The sequence below is a fragment of the Streptomyces sp. NPDC057445 genome (assembly GCF_042802855.1).
Classification (GTDB): Bacteria; Actinomycetota; Actinomycetes; order Streptomycetales; family Streptomycetaceae; genus Streptomyces.
This window is the reverse complement of record NZ_JBHVDH010000005.1, coordinates 313,504-328,649: the sequence shown is the minus strand read 5'-3', so window position 1 is coordinate 328,649 and position 15,146 is coordinate 313,504. Positions and strand designations below refer to the sequence as shown.

At 70.4% G+C, this 15,146-nt stretch carries 13 protein-coding genes and 1 pseudogene; 5 read left to right on the top strand and 9 right to left on the bottom strand.

Annotated features, from left to right (window positions below):
- Positions 1-58 precede the first annotated feature (58 nt).
- Positions 59-868, bottom strand: a complete 810-nt coding sequence (locus ACFU5O_RS14940; RefSeq protein ID WP_384240180.1) for an alpha/beta fold hydrolase — start codon at positions 866-868, stop codon at positions 59-61.
- Between the two features lie 189 nt (positions 869-1,057).
- Here ACFU5O_RS14940 and ACFU5O_RS14935 point away from each other — a divergent pair.
- The 3 genes and pseudogenes from ACFU5O_RS14935 to ACFU5O_RS14925 form a co-directional block, all read left to right on the top strand.
- Positions 1,058-1,282, top strand: a pseudogene (locus ACFU5O_RS14935) (carbon starvation CstA family protein); the annotation flags it as partial.
- A gap of 311 nt (positions 1,283-1,593) precedes the next feature.
- Positions 1,594-3,321 carry a cytochrome c oxidase subunit I gene (ctaD, locus tag ACFU5O_RS14930; RefSeq protein ID WP_384240178.1) on the top strand — a complete coding sequence of 576 codons (1,728 nt, stop codon included), beginning with the start codon at positions 1,594-1,596 and terminating at the stop codon, positions 3,319-3,321.
- A complete protein-coding gene (locus ACFU5O_RS14925; RefSeq protein ID WP_384240177.1) occupies positions 3,318-3,659 on the top strand; it encodes a hypothetical protein in 342 nt (113 codons plus the stop codon). Before ctaD ends, ACFU5O_RS14925 begins: the two co-directional genes overlap by 4 nt.
- A 215-nt stretch (positions 3,660-3,874) precedes the next feature.
- Here ACFU5O_RS14925 and ACFU5O_RS14920 read toward each other — a convergent pair whose 3' ends face one another.
- The gene (locus ACFU5O_RS14920) at positions 3,875-4,762 is read right to left on the bottom strand and encodes an SDR family oxidoreductase (RefSeq protein ID WP_384240175.1); all 888 of its coding nucleotides are present in this window, start codon (positions 4,760-4,762) and stop codon (positions 3,875-3,877) included.
- Between the two features lie 567 nt (positions 4,763-5,329).
- Here ACFU5O_RS14920 and ACFU5O_RS14915 point away from each other — a divergent pair.
- Together ACFU5O_RS14915 and ACFU5O_RS14910 are read left to right on the top strand one after the other, a co-directional pair.
- Positions 5,330-6,112: a YhjD/YihY/BrkB family envelope integrity protein gene (locus ACFU5O_RS14915; RefSeq protein ID WP_384240173.1), complete on the top strand. Its 783-nt coding sequence runs from the start codon at positions 5,330-5,332 to the stop codon at positions 6,110-6,112.
- A gap of 648 nt (positions 6,113-6,760) precedes the next feature.
- Positions 6,761-7,441, top strand: coding sequence for a phosphatase PAP2 family protein (locus tag ACFU5O_RS14910; protein ID WP_384240171.1), 681 nt, complete (start codon positions 6,761-6,763; stop codon positions 7,439-7,441).
- A gap of 12 nt (positions 7,442-7,453) precedes the next feature.
- Here ACFU5O_RS14910 and ACFU5O_RS14905 read toward each other — a convergent pair whose 3' ends face one another.
- Genes ACFU5O_RS14905 through ACFU5O_RS14875 form a run of 7 tightly spaced genes read right to left on the bottom strand, consistent with a single transcriptional unit; the run spans position 7,454 to position 15,144 of the window.
- Positions 7,454-8,779: a glutamate-1-semialdehyde 2,1-aminomutase gene (locus ACFU5O_RS14905; protein WP_384240169.1), complete on the bottom strand. Its 1,326-nt coding sequence runs from the start codon at positions 8,777-8,779 to the stop codon at positions 7,454-7,456.
- Between the two features lie 7 nt (positions 8,780-8,786).
- Positions 8,787-9,338 carry a dTDP-4-dehydrorhamnose 3,5-epimerase gene (rfbC, locus tag ACFU5O_RS14900; RefSeq protein WP_384240167.1) on the bottom strand — a complete coding sequence of 184 codons (552 nt, stop codon included), beginning with the start codon at positions 9,336-9,338 and terminating at the stop codon, positions 8,787-8,789.
- On the bottom strand, positions 9,335-10,582 hold the full coding sequence (locus tag ACFU5O_RS14895; RefSeq protein ID WP_384240166.1) for a polysaccharide pyruvyl transferase family protein: 1,248 nt from the start codon (positions 10,580-10,582) through the stop codon (positions 9,335-9,337). The genes rfbC and ACFU5O_RS14895 overlap by 4 nt, the downstream gene beginning before the upstream one ends.
- The gene (locus ACFU5O_RS14890; protein WP_384240164.1) at positions 10,579-11,535 is read right to left on the bottom strand and encodes a glycosyltransferase family 2 protein; all 957 of its coding nucleotides are present in this window, start codon (positions 11,533-11,535) and stop codon (positions 10,579-10,581) included. The genes ACFU5O_RS14895 and ACFU5O_RS14890 overlap by 4 nt, the downstream gene beginning before the upstream one ends.
- The gene (locus ACFU5O_RS14885; protein ID WP_384240162.1) at positions 11,532-12,842 is read right to left on the bottom strand and encodes a hypothetical protein; all 1,311 of its coding nucleotides are present in this window, start codon (positions 12,840-12,842) and stop codon (positions 11,532-11,534) included. Before ACFU5O_RS14885 ends, ACFU5O_RS14890 begins: the two co-directional genes overlap by 4 nt.
- A 5-nt stretch (positions 12,843-12,847) precedes the next feature.
- Positions 12,848-14,122, bottom strand: a complete 1,275-nt coding sequence (locus ACFU5O_RS14880) for a DUF4910 domain-containing protein (RefSeq protein WP_384240161.1) — start codon at positions 14,120-14,122, stop codon at positions 12,848-12,850.
- A complete protein-coding gene (locus tag ACFU5O_RS14875; protein ID WP_384240160.1) occupies positions 14,119-15,144 on the bottom strand; it encodes an NAD-dependent epimerase/dehydratase family protein in 1,026 nt (341 codons plus the stop codon). The genes ACFU5O_RS14880 and ACFU5O_RS14875 overlap by 4 nt, the downstream gene beginning before the upstream one ends.
- Positions 15,145-15,146: the final 2 nt, after the last annotated feature.

Sequence of the window (15,146 nt, the reverse complement as noted above, 5' to 3'; positions counted from 1 at the left end):
GTCACCGGGCTGTCCGTGCGGGGTCGGCCCGTCGCCGTTCTCGTTGTCGTCGGTCACATCATCGGCCCGCTCCGGCGAAGGAGGCGATCGCGGCAGCGGTCTCCTCCGGGGCGGCAAGCTGGGGGCAGTGCCCGGTCGCGTTCAGCGTGACCAGTCCGCTACCGGGGATCTGCGACTGCACGAAGGCGCCCACCTCGGGCGGTGCGATCGCGTCGCTGGAGCACTGCGCGACCAGGGCGGGAACCGTCACCTTCGCGAGATCGGGGCGGTTGTCGGACAGGAACGTCACCCGGGCGAAGACCCGCGCGACGTCCGGATCGGTGCGACAGAAGCTGTTGGTCAGCTCCTCGCCCAGTTCCGGACGCTCCGGATTGCCCATGATCACCGGGGCCATTGCGCCCGACCAGCCCAGATAGTTCGCATCCAGCGATGCCAGTAGCTCGTCGATGTCCTCGGCGCTGAATCCGCCCCGGTAGCCGGAAGCCGGGTCGTCGATGAAGCACGGGGAGGGTGCGAGCAGGACCAGTCGGGCGAACGCCTCTGGCTCCTGCGCCGCGGCGAGCACGCCCATCATCGCGCTCACGGAGTGTCCGACGAACGTCACCGGTCCGAGTGCCAGCTCACGGCAGATCTCCAGCACGTCCTCGGCGTAGCCGCTCATTGTGGAGTAGCGCGCCTTGCTCCACGCCGAAAGGTCGGAGCGTCCCGCGCCCACGTGGTCGAAGAGCACCACGGTGAAATCGCGCTCCAGGATCGGCACCACCAGGCGCCACATGTTCTGGTCGCAGCCGAACCCGTGCGCGAGCATCACCACCGGGCCGGCGGGGTGACCGGTCACCGTCACGTGGTTCCTGCTTCGCACATCCATGCGGCAATCTTCGCAGACAGATCCGCGACCGAGGGGAAGCTGACGCGGCCCCGACGCCGGGCGGGGAATCCGAGCCGAGGACTGCATAGGCCCGACGTGGGAGTCAGAACCGGTGCACGCGTCGCCCCACCGACGTGGACGACGGCCGCAAGGATACTGGCGAGCCCCTCCCGACCAGTCCTGCAGGCCGTGCTGGCCGTGCTGGCCGTGCTGGCGCTGGTGATCGTGAACGCGCTGGCGCACTCGCCGTGGGGCGTCTTCTCCATCGGCATGACGATCCCGATCGCGTTCTTCATGGGCTTCTACCTGCGGGTACTGCGGCCGGGCAAGGTCCCGGAGGTCTCGGTCATCGGTGTCGCGCTGCTCCTGCTCGCCATCATCGCCGGCGGCTGGGTCGCGGAGTCCTCGCTCGCCGGCTTGACCGGTGGTATCTCGGAGTACCCGGATGCCAGGGTCGGCAGAGCCGGCTCCGGGTACGCCTTCGACACCTCCCACAACCTCCGGGTCTTGGTTCCACGCCAGTTCAGCGTCGCTTCGGGAGTTGGCCTGCGGCTTGTGAGTTGGCCTTCGGCCAAGTGGCCCAGACCATGGCTCCTATCAGGTGACGTAGCGGGCGGGGGAGCAGGTCGCACGCCTTTGTTGGGGGAGAAAGGCATCGTAAGTGTGCGCTGACCCGATCGCCCGGACCAGGGTCGGCACCGAGGCCGAGTCCGTCAGGAGCCCGCGTGGCCACGCATCCCGAGACCCCATCCAGCACCTTGGTTGACGACTCGTACGAGAACGAGATCCCGGTCCGGCGCAGGAAGCCCGGCAACATGGTGGTGACGTGGCTGACGACTACCGACCACAAGACCATCGGCACGCTGTACATCACCACGTCATTCGGCTTCTTCTGTGTCGGCGGCCTCCTGGCGCTGTTCATGCGCGCCGAACTGGCGCGTCCGGGTATTCAGATCATGTCGAACGAGCAGTACAACCAGGCGTTCACGATGCACGGCCTGATCATGCTGCTGATGTTCGCGACGCCGCTGTTCGCCGGATTCGCCAACTGGATCATGCCGTTGCAGATCGGCGCGCCGGATGTGGCGTTCCCGCGGCTGAACATGTTCGCCTACTGGCTCTACCTCTTCGGCTCGCTCATCGCGCTCGCGGCGTTCCTCACTCCCAACGGCGCACCGGACTTCGGCTGGTTCATGTACCCACCGCTGTCGGACGGCGAGCACACCCCCAACGTGGGCGCGGACATGGTGATCATGGGTCTTGCGTTCTCCGGCTTCGGTACGATCCTCGGTTCGGTCAACTTCGTCACGACGATCATCTGTATGCGCGCGCCGGGCATGACGATGTTCCGCATGTCGATCTTCTGCTGGACTGTGCTGCTGACCGGTGTGCTGGTCCTGCTCGCCTTCCCGGTGCTGGCCGCCGCGCTCTTCGCCCTGGAGGCGGACCGCAAGTTCGGCGCGCACATCTTCGACGCGGCCAACGGCGGTGCGTTGCTGTGGCAACACCTCTTCTGGTTCTTCGGACATCCAGAGGTGTACATCATCGCCCTGCCGTTCTTCGGAATCGTGTCGGAGATCATTCCGGTATTCAGCCGCAAGCCGATGTTCGGTTACATCGGCCTGGTGGCCGCGACGATCGCGATCGCCGGTCTGTCCGTGACCGTGTGGGCCCACCACATGTTCGTCACCGGCGCTGTGCTGCTGCCGTTCTTCTCCTTCATGACCTTCCTGATCGCGGTACCGACCGGTGTGAAGTTCTTCAACTGGATCGGCACCATGTGGAACGGCTCGCTGTCCTTCGAGACCCCGATGCTCTGGGCCACCGGCTTCCTGGTGACGTTCCTCTTCGGTGGTCTGACCGGTGTCATCCTGGCCTCACCCCCGATGGACTTCCACGTCTCCGACTCGTACTTCGTCGTCGCGCACTTCCACTACGTCGTCTTCGGCACCGTGGTCTTCGCGATGTTCGCCGGATTCCACTTCTGGTGGCCGAAGTTCACCGGCAAGATGCTGGACGAGCGGCTCGGCAAGATGACCTTCTGGACGCTGTTCATCGGTTTCCAGGGCACGTTCCTGATCCAGCACTGGCTGGGTGCCGAGGGCATGCCGCGCCGTTACGCGGACTACCTGGCCGCCGATGGCTTCACCGCGCTGAACACCATCTCCACGATCAGCTCGTTCCTGCTGGGCATGTCGCTCCTGCCGTTCTTCTACAACGTCTGGAAGACCGCCAAGTACGGCAAGAAGGTCGAGGTCGACGACCCGTGGGGCTACGGCCGTTCGCTCGAGTGGGCGACGTCCTGCCCGCCGCCGCGGCACAACTTCCTGACCCTGCCGCGGATCCGCTCCGAATCCCCGGCGTTCGACCTGCACCACCCCGAACTCGCCGAACTTCAGTACGGCGGGGCGCCTGAGCGGAGCGTGACCGGCCCGGGGAAGGACCTGCGGTGAGCCGCCCCTCCCCTCACGAGGGAGTCCAGAACGGGCTGCACCAGCTGGACGGCTATCTCTACTGGCAGGCCGAACTCGCCGAAGCACGCAGGGAAGCCACCGCCTTCTGCGAAAAGCTGCCATGGCTCACCACCGGCGAGCGGCGCGAGCTCGAAGAGCAGTACACCCGAGCCCGCGTGGACATGTCCAAGGCGGCCACCCGCCGCATCGCCGACCGGTGCACCGAACTGCGCGTGGAATACGAGGCGCGCTACCAGTACCTGCGCCGACGGACCATCGCCGTCACCCTCGCCACCGGGTGCTTCCTCCTCACGGTATTGGAGCTGCTACGCCGGTGAGCCCGGGCCCGGCGAGACGTCCCCGGCCTGTCGCCTACCTGATGGCCGACGACCCCAGGGCCTCGCGAGGGAGGCCGGGCATGAGTTGGCCCCCGGGGATGCAACCACGTTCACGGCAGACACAACGCGAGACCACCGTCGAGTAGCGGACGCACGGCCGCGGGGCGGGTATCGCCCCCACTCCCGAGCCAAGGGCGGCGGGGCGGAGCCGTGTGTCACGGCAGCGGCGTGCCGCCGGTGGCGTTCACAATCTCGCCGGTGATGTAGCTCGCGTTCTGCGACGCCAGGAACACGTAAGCCGGCGCCATTTCGGCGGGCTGGGCGGGCCGTCCGAGCGGTGACTGCTTGCCGAACTCGACCGTGTCGGGCATGGTCGCCGGGATCAACGGCGTCCATACCGGACCGGGCGCAACCGCGTTCACCCGAATGCCTTGTTGGGCAACCATCTGCGCCAGCCCCTGGGTGAAGGTGACGATCGCGCCCTTGGTCATCGCGTAGTCGAGCAGGTGCGGACTCGGCTTGTATGCCTGCACCGACGTTGTGTTGATGATGCTCGCCCCTTTACGCATGTGCGGCAGAGACATTTTGGAGAGCCAGAACATCCCGTAGAGGTTGGTGCGCACCACCCGGTCGAACTGCTCGGTGCTGATGGCGCCGATGCCGTCCGGCTGGGACATCTGGTACGCGGCGTTGTTGACGAGAACGTCGACGCGGTCGAATCGACGGATGACGGTGTCGATCAGGTCGCGGCAAGGCGCCTCCTCGCGGATGTCGCACTCCACGGGCACCGCAATGCGGCCGGCGTCCTCGACCAGTGCCACCGTACGATCCGCATCCTCGCGCTCCCCGGGCAGGTACGTGAATGCCACGTCCGCGCCCTCGCGCGCGAAGGCCAGCGCAACCGCCCGGCCGATCCCCGAGTCGCCGCCGGTCACCAGGCCCACCCGATCCCGTAGCAGACCGTGGCCCTGATAGCTCTCCTCGCCATGATCCGGAGGTGGGTCCATCGGCCCGGTCCAGCCCGGATGCGGCTGATCCTGCGCCGGGAACTCCGGCTGCGGGTACTCGCTGACCGGATCCTGCTGCTCATGCGATGAGCCCACGACGTGCTCCTCCTGCCGTCATCATCGGCACCGGGGACCATGCCATGCGCCGGGGCCCTGGGGCTGTCTGCTGCCTGAGATCACCGGTACCCACCCTCGTCCGATACACACAGATTTGCCCGCCCCGCCCGCAGTGAGGACGACCTTCAACACCGCCCTCGGCCACCACGCCCGGCAACCGGCGCCCTCCCGCAGGCCGAGCGACAAATGCAAGGTCAGCGGAAGCGCCGGTCAGACCCAGTCAGAGCCCCTCGGACCGCTTGCCGGCCGACAGGTCTGGCTCGTTTCATGGCGGCCCTCCGTTTCATGAGGGTATGTGAGCGCCAGTTACCCCGCTTCACCCATCTGGCCGTCAACCCGACAAAACTGCGGCTGGGCTTGCTGCTCTCGCCGGCCTTGCTGTACGGGGTTGCAGCCCAGCCGAGACCGGTAGCCCATTGCCTTTCCCAGGCCATCCGGGAAGCTGTGCATCGCGTCCTCACGCAGCGACGGTACCGGCCGTGGTAGTCGACAGGCATGCCGATGAAGCCTTCCAGTGCAGCAGACCGTTCATCTCTGTTCGGACGGATGCGCCTTGCGATCACCCGTTCACCGGTCGGACGCGGATGGCGGCGGAGCAGCGATCTGGAGTTGGGGCCGCGTTCGCTGGGCTTCGCGGCACTGGGGTTCCTCACGCTGGTGCCGTTGCTGATCATTGTGTCCTCGGCCGATCCGGAGCGCGGGCGGGGGTTCGCACAGTGGCTGGGGGAGGGACTCGGGGTGTCGACGGCTTCCAGAGCAGAGGTGGAGGAGTTGTTCACCCGGCCTGGTCAGGCTCTGCGGACCACGACCGCGTTCGGCATTGCCGTCCTCGCCGTCTTCGGTCTGACCTTCGCGGCGGCGGTGCAGGCCGGCTACGAGAAGGTATGGGATCTGCCGCAGGCGCGCTGGTGGGCCAGGTGGCGGCACGTGGTGTGGCTCGGCGTACTCACCGGCTACCTCTTCGCCGCTGCCACCACCACGCTGCGACGAGAGTCACCGGCCGGCGCATTCGCCGCAACGCTGAGCGCCGTCCTGTTCTTCTGGTGGTCCCAGCGCCTGCTGCTCGGCGGGCGGGTCCGCTGGCGTGCGCTGTTGCCCGGCGCGGTCGCCACCATGTTGGGACTGCTCGGCCTCAGGGTCTTCTCCCAGCTCGTCTTCTCGCCGTTGATCGCATCCAACGCCGTCACCTACGGCGCCATCGGAACTGTCCTGGTCCTCCAGTCCTGGCTGGTCGGCGTGGGCGTCGTCGTCTTCGGCGGTGCGCTGGTCGGCCGTCTGGTGCACGAGGAGATCCCACGCGCGGCACATGCACTGAAACGGCGAGGGTGAGATCCCGGGCCGGTCACGCCTGACCGGCATCAGGGCCTGCGCGGTGCCGTTTGAGGGCCGCTGCTCTCCTCTGGCGGCCGGGGTATGTTGCTCACTGCGGAGAGATGGGCCACCCCGCGCCCGCCTTTCGGATCGGACAGTCCGACGGCGGTTTGCCGCGACCGCATTGTTGGGCAGTGTTGCCGCGCGCAGCCCGTACAGCTGACGTCCCGGCCATGTCGGCGGGAGGCAGCGGCAGTTCTCGTGGGCGCGGCATCGCGGTAGCGGCGGGGGCGACATGGCGTAGGCCCCGACGGGGGGAGGCGCATCGCATCTGTCGGATGGTCTGCGACGGTGTGCGGCCGGGTGGTGCACGCGCTCATCGGCCCGCGCGGTGGTGGCCGCGAGCATGCCGTTGCGGACCTGCCCGCGGGAGCCGAGTACTGACAGGAGACATAGGCCGTGGCGTGCCCGGACTTACGGTCACCGGAGTCGTCCGGGAACAACGCCCCGCCGTGGGGCGGTTCGGAAAAAGGAAGGCGCTGGTTCATGGCTGCCCACCGGTCCGGTGAAGGGCCGCACCTTCACCCTGCCTCAAGAGGTCAAGACCCCGAACACCGTCCACCGATCACGGCAGACCACCGCAGGCCGACCGGACGCGGTGGGCGTGTGACCGGCCGGCCGGCGCCCGCGGTGCTGCCCCCATTGCTCCGCGGGTGGCTCGGGCTGATCGCGGCCCTCGCCGCGCTGGTGGTCGTCGTGCTCGGGGTCCTGTACGCCGGCCACAGCGAGCCCGGCGGCGTGGACGTGTGGATCCAGCCGGTGGTGGACGGTGTGCGGTCGCCGTGGCGGAACATCGCTCTGGCCACGGACTTCTGGGGGGAGCCCGCCGGAGCGGCGGCGCTGGTCGTGGCCGCCCTGACGGGCTGTCTGCTGCTGCGGCATCCTCGCGCGGCGGTGCTCGTCGTTGCCGGCGCCGGCATGGCCGTGGGGACGACGACGCTGCTCAAGCCCCTCGTGGGACGCACCATCCACGGCGGGTACCTGTCCTACCCGAGCGGGCACACCGCCTTCTTCACCGCGCTCGCCCTCGTGGTGGCGCTGCTCGCGACCGGCCGGCTCAGCCTCGGCAGGACGGCCGGCGGGTCAGTCGTGCTCGCCGCGGCGCTGGTTGCCGGCGCCGCCATGGGCTGGGCGCAGGTGGCCCTGGGCGCGCACTACCCGACCGACGTCCTCGGCGGCTGGTGCACCGCGCTGGCGGTGACACCGGCGACCGCGTGGCTGGTGGACCGGACAGCCGACCGGCTGGTCGATCGGGTGGCCGACGCCGGTCGGCGGGAGCGTCGCTGACGTCACGTCACGTCACGCCAAGCGGCGGAATACGGGTTTCACCGGTCGCCCGGCCAGCCAGGGGGTGGGGTCGGCGGCGTCCAGTGCCTTCCGGTACACCGCACATGCCTGGGCCACCACGTCGACGGTGCGATCGATGTCGGCGTCGCCGAGCGCGCTGCTCACCACGAACGACGGGGCCAGCACCCCGCCCGCGAGGAGCAGCCGCAGGAACAGGGTGCGGTACTGCTGCGACGGCTGCCGGTTCTCGTCGAGGGTGGCGAAGACCAGGTTGCTGGCCCGGCCCCGCACGACGATGTGGTCGCCGACGCCCATGCCGGCCGCGGCGTCGCGCACACCCGCGGCCAACCGCTCTCCGAGGGCGTGCAGTTGCGCGGTGATGCCCTCCTCGGCATAGGTGGTCTGCACGGCCATCGCGGCTGCCAGGGAGTGCGTTTCCGCACCGTGCGTGGTGGACAGCAGGAACACCCGCTCGCCGGAGTGACGCAACCCGCCCCACTCCATCAGCTCGCGGCGTCCGGCCAGCGCGGAGACGGCGAACCCGTTGCCCAGCGCCTTGCCGAACGTGGAGAGGTCGGGGACGACGCCGTACAGGCCCTGGGCGCCCGCCTCTGACCAGCGGAGGCCGGTGATCATCTCATCGAAGATCAGTACGCAGCCGTGCCGGTCGGCCAGCTCGCGCAGGCCGGCGAGGTACCCGGGGGGCGGCTCGGTGTGGCCGGCAGGTTCGAGGATCAGGCAGGCGACCTCGTCCTGGTACCGGGTGAGCAGCTCCTGTGTGGCGGCCAGGTCCCCGTAAGGGAAGGACACGGTGAGCTCGGTGGTCGCCGCCGGAATACCGGCGGACATCGGCGTGGTGCCGATGAACCAGTCGTCGACGGAGAAGAACGGATGGTCGCCGCAGATGGCCACCCGCGGGCGCCCGGTGACGGCGCGGGCGAGGCGCACCGCGGCGGTGGTGACGTCGGAGCCGTTCTTCGCGAACTTCACCATCTCGGCCGTCGGCACGGTGGCAAGGAAGCGTTCCGCGGCCTCGACCTCCAGGATGGACGGCCGGACGAAGTTGCTGCCGCGGTCGAGTTCCCGCCGCACCGCCTCGATCACGCGTGGGTGGGCGTGGCCGAGGCTGACCGACCGCAGGCCGGAGCCGTACTCGATGTAGCGGTTGCCGTCGATGTCCCACACATGGGCACCGCGGCCGTGGCTGATGACCGGGGCCAGGTTCTCGGGGTACTGGTCGTCGCCCTTGGCGTAGGTGTGCGCGCCCCCGGGGATCATGGCGTGCAGCCGCTCGTTCGCCATCCGCGACCGGGGCAGAAGGAACTCCTCAGTGTCCACGCTGACTTCAGCTCTCTTTCTGCTTCAGGGCCTCGTCGAGGCTCGGCGCCTCCCGGTCCCGCCGGGACATCGATGTGACCGGCAGCGGCCAGGGGATGGCGAGCTCCGGGTCGTCGAAGGCGATCGTCACGTCTTCGGCCGGATCGTGCGGGCGGTCGATCCGGTACGAGGTGTCGGCGGTTTCGCTCAGCGCCTGGAAGCCGTGCGCGCACCCCGCCGGGATGTAGAGGGTCACCTGCGTCTCGCCGGACAGCTCGAACCAGGCCCGGTTGCGGTACGTCGGCGAGTCCGGCCGCAGGTCCACGACGACGTCGAAGATCCTCCCGTACGAGCACCGCACCAGCTTGGCCTCGCCGGCGCCGGAGCGCAGGTGCAGGCCCCGCAGGACGCCCCGGACCGAGCGGGACAGGCTGTCCTGGACGAAGGTGTCCGGGTCGAGACCCACCGAGCGGACCACGTCGGCGTCGAAGGTGCGGCAGAAGAAGCCGCGCTCGTCGGCGTACGGCGTCGGCTCGAACAGGTACGCGCCGGCTATCTCGGGAACTGCGGTCGCTTTCATGAAGCCTCCTGCCGGGCGTGGGCGTTGGCCTTGGCAGTCGCCGGGAACAGCGCCGCGGTCAAGGCGGCGAACTGGTGCTCAAGTTGCCGGGTGGCGTCCAGGTTCCGCTCGTCGAGGGTCCGCCGCAGCTCAGCCGAGCGCTTCTCCAGGGCCCGGAACCGCTCGAGCAGCCGGTCGGCGTCCACCTCGCGAGCCGGGTGACAGTACGCTGCAAGACCCATCTGAGCCATGAGCGCGTCGCTCTTCGCCGCATAGCTCAGTGCGAGCGTCGGTGTGCCGACCTTCAGCGCGCAGATCAGGTTGTGGTAGCGGGTCGCCACCACGGTGTCGGCAGCCGCCGTCTCCTTCATCAGGTCGGCCAGCGAGGCCGCCTCGGCAGCGGTGACCAGCGGCGAGTCCACCGCGTCGAGGATCGCGGCGACCACCGGCGCATCGCACTCGTCGCCGGTGAGCAGCCGGACCGCCCTGCCGTCCTCGACCAGCGCGCGGACGAAGCGGGTCGTCCCGTCGAGGTAGCGCCGGTGGATCTCCTCGGCCCGGGCGCGGTCGTCGTTGCCCCCGTGGAAGGCCATGACGCCGACGCAGACCGGGCCCGGCGGGACTGAGAGCTTGTCGGGTCCGCCCGCCCGCGGCGTCGGCAGGGCGAACGCGAGGTCCGGGTAGACCTCGTCGCGCGCGGTGTCCACGCCCATCGCCCGCATCGCGTCGCGGGACAGGGCGTCCCGGTACGACCGGTACGTGGCCAGCCGTGCCGACCAGCGCACCAGGGCCCGGGTCGGCCGGTTGCCGATCGCGTCCGCGCCGACGCTGACCAACGCGACCCGGGTGCCGAACAGCCGGCCGGTCGCGCAGAGCAGGAACAGCGAGTACGGGAAGCCCCACGGCCGCAGCGGCAGCGTGGCCTCCAGGACTCCCATGCCCGGCACGATCACCACGTCGTGCCGGCGCACCCAGGCAGCGGTGCGGAAGACGTCGACGAGTTTGCCCAGGCCCTTGCCCGCGATCGCGCCCGCACGCGACGCGGTCCGGTACTCGCCGCGGTACCAGTGCAGCCGCGTCGCGGGGATCGCGTACCGGGCCGCGACGACCTCGGGTCCGCCGCACAGCGCGTCCACGACCGCGTCCGGGTGCTCGGCGCGGAGGTAGCCGAGCACGGCCTCCAGCGACCCGTCGTTGCCGAGGTTGCCGGAGCCGAGCAGGCCGAACACCCCGACGCGCACAGGAGTTTCGTCCGCGGACGTCATGCCTGCCTCCCTGCACGACCTTCGCGTCCGGCGACGAGGGCGTCGACGGAGACGGTGAGCCGGCCCGGGTCGACCGGGGCGCGGTCCTCGACCCGCTCACCGGCGCCCGGCCGGACCCGGCTGGTCATCCAAGCGGCCAGGTGGCGGTGGCACGCGCGCCGTTCGGCCGGGGACAACGGCGCCCGCCGGATCGCCGAGGCGAAGCCCCACACGTACTCGGCGAGCAGCCGGGGCGTCGGGTGCAGCGGGCCTGCCCGGCGCGGGTCCAGGTTGACGCACCGGGAGCGCTTGGAAGGGTTCGCCCGCTCTGCGCGGGTGGGGTGGTCGCGGCGGAAGTACAGCAGCTCCGGCACCTGGTGGAAGGGCCCGTGCAGGGTGATCTCGGCGACGAACGTGCGGTCCGCGTGGTGGTAGCTGTCGTGCGGCTTCACCCGGCGCAGCACATCGGCCCGCATCACCCCGTAGAAGTCGTCGCCACCGGGCTCGAACAGCAGGCTGCGGAAGCGCTCCGGCGCGTGCGGCGAGTCGGTGGCCAGCCCGTACTCGTACGGGACCTTCACCTTGCCGTCGCCGTCGATGACCGCCTGGCCGGAGTGCGCGAGGATCACGTCCGGCCGCTCGTCCAGCGCCTCCACGCAGCGCCGCAGCAGGTCGCGGGCGTAAAGGTCGTCGTGCGAGGCCCACTTGAACAGCTCGCCGCGGCACTCGGTGAACACGTAGTTGTGGTTCGGGGCGGCGCCGATGTTGCGGGGCAGCCGGAGGTACCGGATGCGTGAGTCCTGCGCGGCGTACCGGCGGCAGATGTCCTGGGTCCCGTCGGTCGAGGCGTTGTCGGAGATGACCAGCTCGAAGTCCTCGTAGGTCTGGCCGAGCAGTGCGTCGAGCGACTCGGCGAGGTACTGCTCGCCGTTGTACACGGGCAGGCCGATGCTCAGCCTGGGTCGGGCGGTCATGAGGTCCTCACTTCGGGGATGGGATTGCGGTGGCGCTCGCGCAGGGCGGACCGCAGCTGCAGCCACCACACGGCCGAGCCGCAGACGGTCGCGGCGGCGACGCCCCAGGCCGAGCCGACCGTGCCGGCCGCGGCCGCGCCGCCGAGCCCGCCGCCGACATAGCAGGCGGAGGCGAACAGCTGGCAGCGCAGGCTGCGCCGGGCCGCGGCGAGCGCCCGCAGCCCGGCCGCCGCGCCGGTGCCGAGGCCGGCGCCCGCGACGCCGAGCGTGGCCGGCACGATGAGCTCCGAGGCAGAGCTCCAGACGCCGCCGAGCACGAGCTCGCCCACCCGGTCCGGCACCAGCAGCAGCGCCGCGCCCCAGAGCACCGCGGCGGCGGCCTGCCCGCCGCCCAGCAGGAGGCAGAACGTGCCAAGGCGGTGAGGGGCCTGCCGCAGCACCCGGGCCGCCTCCGCGACGGTGACCAGCGACAGCCCCATCAGCAGAGCGAGGAACGGGCCGAGCAGGAGCTCCGCGCCCCGGACCGCACCCACCGCGCCGACCCCGATGATCGCGCCGAGCCCGTACGCCCGCAGCTGACTCGCGCCGCTGAGGCTGACGTTCTCGACCAGGTACCGGTAGCCCAGATCGCGCTGCTCGCGAAGCCACCCGCGCGCCTGGGTCATCCGGGGCCGGATGCCGGACTGGAGGCAGCCGTACCCCGCGGCCACTGCGGCGGACGCGCCCCAGGCGAGCACGAAAGCGGCCACACTGCCCACGCGGGCCGCCACCACCATGGCCGGGACGAGCATGACGCCCCACACGAGGTCGTTGGCGAACGCCTTCCGCCCGGCGCCGGCGGCGAAGAACGCGAACCGCCAGGCGTCCTGCAGCAACAGCGCCGGCAGTACGACGCCGAGGCAGGCGAACGCGGGCCCCACGCGACCGCCGAGGCCGAGGCCGACCAGCAGACACACCGCGCCGAGGGCGGTACCGACGCCGAGCGCGGCACCCGACGACCGGGCCGCCGCCGCGCGCCAGGACGCGTCCGGCGCGCCGCTGAAGCGCACCACGAGCGGGTCGGTGGCCAGCCCGCGGGCGACGTTGAGCACCACGCCGTAGGTCAGCCAGGCCAGGCTGAACACGCCGAACGCAGTCAGCCCCAGCGAGCGTGCCACGTAGATCCCCACCGCGAAGTTGGTCATGCTGGAGGCCGCCTGATCGGCCAGTCCCCAGGACAGCCGGCCGACGATGGCCCGCTTGCCGGCCCGCCGGGCGTCTACGGCCCGGTCCGCCGGTGCCGTCGTCTTCTCCCCCTCGGTGGTCATCGGCGTCATGCCTTGATCAGCCCGGCGCCGTGCAGGGCGCCGGCCGCGGCGGCGACGGTGTCGAACGGCAGCCCGGACCGCTCGGCGACGTCCAGCAGACCGTGCTCGCCGTCGGAGAGGCTGAGCACCCAGAGCATGGCCATCTGGGCCTGCTTCGCGTCGCTGCGGCCGCCGAGCGAGTCGTACAACCCACGCCGCCCCAGCTGTGGTTCGCCGTAGGGGCTGAGGTTGAGGTACCGGCGGTTGCGGTCAAGGACGGCGAATGCCTCGCGGCAGACGGCGAGCGTGTCCGCCATCGCCTCCGGGGAGACGAAGTCCAGGTTGTCCGCCGAGGTGTGGTACTCGGGGTAGCCGGCGTACGGGGTCCGGCTGAGCGAGCCCACGCCGAGATCGAACCCGGGCGAGCAGAACTGCCGCTCGTCGTAGCCGTACGGAGTGAACTCGGCGACGTGGTGCGGGCGTTCGGAGGCGGCCAGCACGTGTCGCATCACCCGGTCGATCTCCGCGTCACCGCGCCTGCTCTGCTTGTACGTCAGCCGGCCGGAGTCGCCGGCGCAGGCCAGCACCAGCCCGTGCTTGACCCGTTCGATCCGATCCGCGTTGCGGGCCAGCCAGGTGATCGCCCCGATGGTGCCGGGCGCGAACAGGAACCGGTAGGTGTACCACGGCGTCTGCTCCGCCAGCGCACGGGCCAGGAACGTCGCCACCGCGATGCCGGCCAGGTTGTCGTTGGCCAGCGACGGGTGGCAGACGTGGCAGGAGACGATCACCTCGTCCGGGACCTGCCCGGGGACCACGTGCTCTGCGTAGGTGAGGTGGCCATCTTCGAGTGTGGAGTCGATGCGCACCTCGTACTCGCCGTCCGGCAGCGCGTCCAAGGTCTCCTGGGCCAGGCAGAACCCCCACTCCGGCGAGTAGTAGCTGGTGCGGTACGGCACCCAGGCCGGGTGGTCCGGCAGGGTGTGCAGGTGTCCACGCAGCTCGGCCAGCGGCATCGTCCCCGACACCGGCACGCTGTAACCGAGCACGTGCAGGCTGCACGCGGCGAAGTCGACGACCCGGTTGCCGCCGGTGTCGGCGATGTACGCGTCCCGGATGTTCCACTCCTGCGGCACCGTCCAGTCGAGCACCTGGGTCCCGGTCGGCACCTCGTGCACCTGCAGCGGGACGTACTCGCCGACGATCTCCAGGGTGGCGCGCACCCCGTCGCCGGTGATGCTCCGGCACAGCGGGTACAGCCGCTCCACCAGCGCGTACATCTCTTCGCCGGCCGCGGTCATCGGCGCCACCGCAGGGTGTCGTCGACGGCGCCGGCGTCGGACGCCGCGCGCAGCACGGCCAGCCGGGTGAAGCGTCGCTCGAAGTCCTCCCGGGTCAGCCCGAACTTACGGTAGGCGTCGGCGAGTTCGAGCGCGCCCTGTTTCACCGTCCACTCGCAGTCGAAGCCGGGAATCGCTGCACGGAACCGGGAGAAGTCCACCCGGTAGGACCGCGGATCGGCACCGGTCTCCCCGGTGATCACCACCTTCGAGCCGGACACCGCCTCGGCGACTTGCTCGGCGATCTCGGCGACCGTGACGTTGTTGATCTCGCTGCCGATGTTGAACGCCCGGTCGTGCACCGCTTCGCGCGGCGCGGTCAGCGCGGCCGTGAAGGCCCGTGCGATGTCGACGGCGTGCACCAGCGGGCGCCAGGGGGTGCCGTCGGAGAGCACCAGTACCTCGCCGGACAGGAGCGCGTGGCCCACCAGGTTGTTCAGCACGATGTCGGCGCGCAGCCGGGGCGAGTAGCCGAAGGCGGTGGCGTTGCGCATGAACACCGGGGTGAAGTCGCCGTCGGCCAGCGCGTGCAGATCGTCCTCCACCCGCACCTTGGACTCCGCGTACGGCGTCACCGGGCGCAGCGGGGCGTCCTCGGTCACCAGGTCGTCACCGCCTGCGGCACCGTAGACCGAGCAGGTCGACGCGTACAGGAAGCGCCGCACTCCGGCGTCGCGGGCCAGCCGCGCCAGCCGTACGGAGGCGTGGTGGTTGATGTCGTAGGTGAGCTCCGGCGCCAGCGATCCCAGTGGGTCGTTGGACAGCGCGGCCAGGTGGATCACGGCGTCCACCCCGGCCACGTGGTCGGCCGTGACGTCGCGCAGGTCCACCCGGGGCCCCGGCGGGTCGGCGGGCGGCGGGCCGAGGACGCAGTCGGCGAAAAGGCCGGCGTCGAGGCCGACGACTTCGTGTCCGGCGGCCGTGAGGACCGGGGCCATCACGGTGCCCAGGTAGCCCTGGTGTCCGGTCAGCAGTACGCGCAAGG

Bases quoted from the DNA above. Each gene is read 5' to 3' on its own strand.
- ACFU5O_RS14940 (WP_384240180.1), bottom strand. From the start codon at position 868: ATGGATGTGCGAAGCAGGAACCACGTGACGGTGACCGGTCACCCCGCC.
- ACFU5O_RS14915 (WP_384240173.1), top strand. From the start codon at position 5,330: ATGCGCCTTGCGATCACCCGTTCACCGGTCGGACGCGGATGGCGGCGG.
- rfbC (WP_384240167.1), bottom strand. From the start codon at position 9,338: ATGAAAGCGACCGCAGTTCCCGAGATAGCCGGCGCGTACCTGTTCGAG.
- ACFU5O_RS14895 (WP_384240166.1), bottom strand. From the start codon at position 10,582: ATGACGTCCGCGGACGAAACTCCTGTGCGCGTCGGGGTGTTCGGCCTG.
- ACFU5O_RS14890 (WP_384240164.1), bottom strand. From the start codon at position 11,535: ATGACCGCCCGACCCAGGCTGAGCATCGGCCTGCCCGTGTACAACGGC.
- ACFU5O_RS14885 (WP_384240162.1), bottom strand. From the start codon at position 12,842: ATGACCACCGAGGGGGAGAAGACGACGGCACCGGCGGACCGGGCCGTA.
- ACFU5O_RS14880 (WP_384240161.1), bottom strand. From the start codon at position 14,122: ATGACCGCGGCCGGCGAAGAGATGTACGCGCTGGTGGAGCGGCTGTAC.